The sequence below is a fragment of the Nocardia brevicatena NBRC 12119 genome (assembly GCF_000308495.1).
In the GTDB taxonomy this organism is placed as follows: Bacteria; Actinomycetota; Actinomycetes; order Mycobacteriales; family Mycobacteriaceae; genus Nocardia; species Nocardia brevicatena.
Map to the genome: position 1 here is coordinate 122,095 of NZ_BAFU01000072.1, position 6,330 is coordinate 128,424.

General features: G+C 69.0%; 5 protein-coding genes. 4 read left to right on the plus strand and 1 reads right to left on the minus strand.

The window, feature by feature from the left end; all coding sequences use genetic code 11:
- Nucleotides 1–7 precede the first annotated feature (7 nt).
- The gene (locus tag ON20_RS21285; RefSeq protein ID WP_040837964.1) at nucleotides 8–1,369 is read right to left on the minus strand and encodes an FHA domain-containing protein; all 1,362 of its coding nucleotides are present in this window, start codon (nucleotides 1,367–1,369) and stop codon (nucleotides 8–10) included.
- Between the two features lie 140 nt (nucleotides 1,370–1,509).
- Here ON20_RS21285 and ON20_RS21290 point away from each other — a divergent pair, with 140 nt between their 5' ends.
- The 4 genes from ON20_RS21290 to ON20_RS21305 all read left to right on the plus strand — a co-directional run.
- On the plus strand, nucleotides 1,510–2,715 hold the full coding sequence (locus ON20_RS21290) for a DUF7373 family lipoprotein (protein ID WP_040837965.1): 1,206 nt from the start codon (nucleotides 1,510–1,512) through the stop codon (nucleotides 2,713–2,715).
- A 330-nt stretch (nucleotides 2,716–3,045) separates the two neighbouring features.
- The gene (locus ON20_RS21295) at nucleotides 3,046–4,209 is read left to right on the plus strand and encodes a TauD/TfdA family dioxygenase (RefSeq protein ID WP_040838001.1); all 1,164 of its coding nucleotides are present in this window, start codon (nucleotides 3,046–3,048) and stop codon (nucleotides 4,207–4,209) included.
- Nucleotides 4,181–5,191 carry an ornithine cyclodeaminase family protein gene (locus tag ON20_RS21300; RefSeq protein ID WP_174361914.1) on the plus strand — a complete coding sequence of 337 codons (1,011 nt, stop codon included), beginning with the start codon at nucleotides 4,181–4,183 and terminating at the stop codon, nucleotides 5,189–5,191. Before ON20_RS21295 ends, ON20_RS21300 begins: the two co-directional genes overlap by 29 nt.
- Nucleotides 5,182–6,330 (plus strand): alanine racemase (locus ON20_RS21305; RefSeq protein ID WP_245547370.1); only part of this gene is annotated, 1,149 nt, incomplete at its 3' end. The genes ON20_RS21300 and ON20_RS21305, both read left to right, overlap by 10 nt.

The window sequence follows — 6,330 nt, forward strand, 5'->3', positions numbered from 1 at the left end:
CGGTCGGTCAGCCGAACGGCGGTGGCGCGGCCGGCTCGAAGCGCAGCACCCGGTTGCCGATCGACACCTCGGTGCCCGGCACCAGCACCATCGGCCGATTGGGCAGGAGCCGCACCCAGGCGGGGTACCCGGGCAGCCGGGTATGCGTGCCGTTGGTCGAACCCCGGTCCACCAGGGTCACATCCCAGTTGACCAATAGTAGTTCGGCATGCGCCCGCGACATTCCGCCGGAGGTGTCCGGTACCCGCAGCGGTACGAGTCCGCGCCGCGCCTGCTCGGAATGTTCGGGATCGCGGCCGAGCACAGTGTCACCGACGATCGGGTAGGACGTGCCGTCGTCGAAGACGAGCATGCCCAGCGGCGGGCGCACCACCTCGATCAGCGGCTGAGTCTGGTCGACCGGGATACCGCAGACGGTGCAGAATGCCGAGCGCGGATCGCTGGGATGCGCGCGGGCACATTTGAAACCCAGCACCTTCGCGGTCAGGGCGGTGCCCTTCGCGGTGGCCTCGGTGCGTCGCCGCAGTTCCGGGTCGACCGCCGGCGTATTCGGGGCCGGTCGCGGGGAGGGCAGGCTGTTGGCCTGCTCGGTGGCGGCCCGGTGCAGGTCAGGGACGTCGTCGGTGGCCTCGTGCGGCTCGAGGGTGGGTATGGCGGTCGGCGCGATGGGAGTATCGGCGGCCCGCATCGGTTGCACGGGTGCCGAATTTCCCTGTTCGACCGGGGCCGGTCGCAGGGGCTGCTCCCGGTCGCCGGGCACGGTGGATGCCGGCTCGGCGCCGGCTTCGTCCTCGGCGGTCGCTGCGACCATCGCCGAACCGCGCCGGTATAGCGCCGTATCCGACCAGACGATCACTCCGCCACCCTGCGCGATTCCCTCCACCAACCAGCCGATTCCGCGTTCGGCCGGCAGCTCGGGGACGCCGCCCGCGGCATCGTCGACGAACAGGGCCGCCGCGTGGGCCGGTGTGTCCACGGAACGGTCGACGGTGAACAGGGCCTCCCGGCCGCGATAGCGCTCTACCCGCTCTCCGGTGCACACTGCGGTGACCGCCCCGTGCAGAAAGACCGTCAGCCGCCCCGGACCGGCAGCCGCCAGGATGCCGAAATCGATGGGCCGCCCCGGACTGATCCGCTCGGCATCCCTCATCAGCCAGCGGGTCACGGCCCGGACGATGAGCTCCCCGGGATTGCCCGGTCCCTGGGCGAGAACCTCGCGGACCACTCCCACCAGGGCCTCCAATGCCGCCACGGCCGTGGATTCCGGGTTCGGGCGCCCCGACTCCCGGTGGGCGACCAGCACCACCACGCCCGCGACCCGCGCCAGAACGTGGCTCCCGGCGACGACCTCGACCTGCCGATCCCTCACCGGAATCGGCCTCCGCCGTGATCGCGGTACCGGTTCGTCGCCACCCGACCAGGGTATTGCACGCCATTGCGGCAACCGTTCCCCATCTCGGTTCCGGTCGGGTAATTTCGTGGGCAGTCTCGAGAGGAGCGAGGGGCCTCATGTTTCGGACATCGCGCACCATCGCCGCCGCGGCGGCCGTGGTCCTGATGGGCACTCTGTCCGGATGCGGTTCGGTGGCGGGTACCCCCACCGCCGCAGAAATAGATGTGCGGTCCCTGGCCGTCGGTGATTTCCCCGTCGATCGGTACACCTATTCGCAGGACGCGGGTAACAGCGGGCCGGCGCTGGAGGGCATCCGGATGTCGGAGGCCCTTGCCCCGGCGGTGAATGTCGATCCCTCGCTCGATTACGGCCGCGGCAGCATGCTGATACCCGATCCGAAGTCCGCGCTCGGATTCCTCGCCAATGTCTCCAAACCGGTGTTGGAGAACCGCAAGATGGTGGTCGGCTACGCGACCAGCGGCGCCGACCGGCCGGATCCGGAAGGCCAGTCGCGTCCCGGGCCCGACGCCACCGCGGTCACCACGGTGCTGCTCCGCTTCCCCGACACCGACAGTGCGCGCACGGCGGCGCGAGAACTCGAGGACGCCGATATCGGGGTGTCGAGCGAGAACCGCAAACTTCGATCGGACGAGCACCCCGATGCGTACGTCCACTGGCGGCCCGGTATCCCGACGGTCGGCGCGTTCCTCGCGCACGAGGAATTCGTGGTCTCGCTGTTCATCCAGCGGCCGAAGGCCGACAGCGCCGATCTGGTCGACTGGGTCGACAAGACCTTCACCGCCGCGCTCGACCGACTGCGCGGGTTCCGCCCCACCCCGATCGACGAACTCGACGCGCTGGAGGTGGATCCGGAGAACCTGCTCGCCAGAGTTGTAGTGGCCGACCGCAGCGGGCGCATCCCCGATCCGAAGAACTTCGCCGTCTACGGTCCCACCTACATGGTCCACACCGCGGACCGGCAGCTCGAACGGCGACGCCTGCTCGAGGAGTCGGGTTTCGAGAAGATCGCGCTGATCGACAACAGCTCGGTCACCCGGACCCGGGACGCGGCGGGCGCCGACCGGCTGCTCCGGGGCCTGATTGATACCGCGGGCGACCATTACGACGAACACACCGCCCCCAGCGACGTACCCGGCGCGACATGCCTGCGGCTCAACGACAAGGGCGACCCGCAGCGCCATTACCGGTACCGCTGCTTCGTGTCGTACAAGCGTTATGTGGCCACGGTGTCCAGCGATAACGAGACCGAGGTACGGCAGAAGGTCGCGGCCCAGTACGCCCTGCTCGCCAACAGTCTCTGAAGGCCCACGAACCGCCGCTCGTCCCCCGGAACTCCCACGGCGCCCTGTCGCGCGTCGACCGAATCCGTTGGGGTGCCTTGCTTCTCGCGTCATCCCAGTGTTTGGCGCACGGCATAGGGCAGGCTAACCTGATCGTGTTCTATCTCACGGTGAGGCAGCACGCCGAAACCACCGCGCACCCGATCACCTGCATACGTTCCCAGCTATGCTGCATCGCTATCGCCACGCGGTACTTAGGTAAGCCTTGCCCCAGCTGAACAGAAGCATTAGCTTCGCAGATCGAATCGTCGCCACCCGCTTTTCGACCCGATGCGAAGAAGGGAATATCTGGTGAAAAGCGTTCTCCCCGAACGTAAAACGCTTCACCCACACAGTATCGAGTACCGCGAGCTGTCCCCCGCCGCCGGACACGCCGTCCGCGAACTGGCGCATGAGATCGCGGTCACATTCGGCTCCGCCCCCGGCGAGACCGCCCGCACCCTGACCGATCCCGCGCTGATCGACCGGATCACCGCGCGCGCGGGCGAACTCCCTACCGAGGTACGGCGGGCCATGCGACCGCCGGCCACCGCCGCGGGCGCCGCGGTGGTGCGCAGACTTCCCCTGACCGACGACGAATGCGGCCCGACCCCGCCCGACTGGCGGACGGCCGCGCGGTGGAGCGGCGATCCGGACCGCCGGTCGTGCTCGTTCCCACTCGATATCGCCATGCTGCTGTTGGCCACGCTCGCGGGCGAACCATTCGGCTGGCGGGGTCAGCAGGACGGTCGCCTGGTCAACAACATCATCCCCGCCGTCGGTCACGAGGACGAACAGTCCGGAGCGAGCAGTAAAACACTGCTCAGCCCGCATACCGAGGACGCGTTCCACCCGCGGCGCGCCAATCTGCTGATGCTCGCCTGCCTGCGCAACCCCGACCGCGTCGGCACCACCGTCTCGTCGGTGCGGCACGTGGAACTCGATACCCGACAGCGCCGACTCCTCGGCACCCCCACCCTGCCGATCCTGCCCGATGTCTCCTATGGTTCCGAATTCGACCGGGCCGCCGCCCTACCCGTGCCCACCATCTGGTCGGAAAGCGAAGAACTCGACACCGATACCGTCCCGTACGATCTCACCCTCCGCTTCGATCCCGCCTACACCCCGCTCGCCGAGGCCGACCCCGAATTCCGCGCCGCCTACACGCATTTGGAAAACGAACTGGAGCGGGTATGCGTCCTGGCCGCCCTGGAACCCGGTGAACTGCTGCTCGTCGACAACGACGTCGCCGTCCACGGGCGGGTCCCGTTCACCGCGCGCTATGACGGCACCGATCGCTGGCTGAAACGAGTGAACATCCGGCTACCCGAACGCCGGCGCCGCCCAACTGAATCCGCGGAGAATGGATACGGTCAGCAGATCGTCGCCCCCTTCGGGGCGGCCCGGCCGGAAACGGCCGCGGCACAGACACAGCGGGACGGCACAGATGATCGAGGATCCGTTGAGCACACGTGACCGGACGACCCCCCTGCGGGTGCTGAGCCGCAGCGATCTCGCCGATGTTCCCATCTCCCCGGCGGAAGTGGTGCGCGCGGTGGAGGATGCGTATATCGCCTTCGCCGGTGGTGATTCGGACAACCCGCGCAAACTCAGTGTCGCCAACCCCGATGGCTGGTCGGTGGCCTACGCCATGCTCGGACGCGACGGCTGGCGCCGGGTGGTCGCCATGAAGACCTCCTACAAGTTCGATCCCGGACACGACCGCAGCACCAAGCGCTACTACACCACCATCACGCTCTACGACGACACCACCGGCGCCCCCATCGCCATGATGGACTGCGCGCGGGTGGGCGCGCTGCGCACCCCCGCGGTCTCGGCCCTGCTCGTCCGCGAGACCGTGCGCCGGGAAGCGGACAGCGCGCTGCTCATCGGCACCGGAACCCAGGGGCGCAACGCCCTGCCGCATCTGCTCGCCGCCAACCCGCAACTGCGCAAGCTCATGCTGTTCGGCACCCATCCCGAAGGCATCGAAGCGGTACACCGGGAACTGTCCCGCCACCGGCCACACGCGGTGCTGCAAACCGTCGACGATCCCCACGCCGCGGCCCGCACCGCCGATGTCATCCTGGCCACCGCCGGCCCCGGCACCGAGGTCGCCGTGGAATCGGCCGACCTGAAACCGGGCGCGGTGACGGTGCTCGTCGGCTACGGGCTGGCCCCCTCCACCTTGCACAACGCCGACCGCGTGATCGCCACCAGCGCGGCGCAAATGGCGCTGACCGGCACCGACATGGCCGACGAGCAGGGTGTCCTGCGCGGTGTGGACGCCGAACTCCCGCAGATCCTCGCCCGCCGAGCAGTGGCCCGGCGCCATGAGGACGAACGGATCTTCGTCTACAACAGCGGCCTGGTTCTCACCGATATCGCGGTCGCGCATGCCCTCGCCGAACGTGCCGTCGCCGAGGGCCGGGGCACGGAGGTAGCGCTGTGGGATTGAGCCGGACCGAGGCGGTATCCACCGACGGCGCCGGCCGCCTGCCGTGCGAGGGCACACCCCTCGGCGAAAATCCCGCACAGCCGAGTGTCTCGTCCTCCCTCCGGTCGGAACGCACCGAAACCGTGGCCCTCCCGCTGCCCGCACACCGCGACGCCTGGGAACGGCGCGCCTTCGACGACCCCAACCTGCTGGGCGATATCGCCTTCGCGGTGGGCGGTCCGTTTCATCTGATGTATCCGCCGCGGGTCGGCCGTAATATCCGCGGTTTCCACCGGACGTTCGCGGCCGCGGGCGTCTGTGGGACCGTCTATTTCGGCAAGAAGGCGAACAAGGCCCATTGCGTGTCCCGCGCCTGCGCCGAGCACGGGGCAGGAATAGATGTCGCCGGTATCGGAGAGCTCACGGCGGCCCTGGCACAGGGGGTGCGCGGCGCGGACCTCATGGTGACCGGCCCGGAGAAATCCGACGACCTGCTGTGGTTGGCCGCGCGACACGGTGCGCTGATCGCCCTGGACGCTCCCGGTGAACTCCGCCGGCTCGCGGCCCTGCACATTCCGGTGCGGGTACTGCTGCGGGTGCTGCCGACCGCCTCGACCAGCCGCTTCGGGATGACACCGGACGAACTCGACCAGACGGTCCGCGCCGCCGGCGACCACCCCTCGATCCAACTGTCGGGCTTCAGCTTCCACCTGTCCGGCTACGACCCCATCCCCCGCGCCGACCTGGCCGCCGAACTGGTCGACCGCTGTCTGGCGGCCCGCGCCTCGGGTCATCCGGCCGATACCATCTCGATCGGCGGCGGCTTCGGCGTGGACTATGTCCCCGAGACCGCCTGGACGGAGTTCCGGGGCCGGGTCGACCGCCGCTGGTTCCACTCCGGCAAGAGGATCGAGTCGTACTACCCCTACCACTTCCCCGACCCCGGTCCCGCCATGCTCGCCGCGATCCTCGATCACGGCGGGCTCGCGGACCGGCTGCGCCGCGCGGAAATCGGAATCGCCATCGAACCCGGACGCGCCCTGCTCGATCGTGCCGGTAGCACCGTGTTCCGGGTGCAGGGCGCCAAGACCCGACATGAGCATGGGCAACCGTATCGCCTGCTCACCGTCGACGGCTCCAGCCTCAGCCTCTCCGAGCAG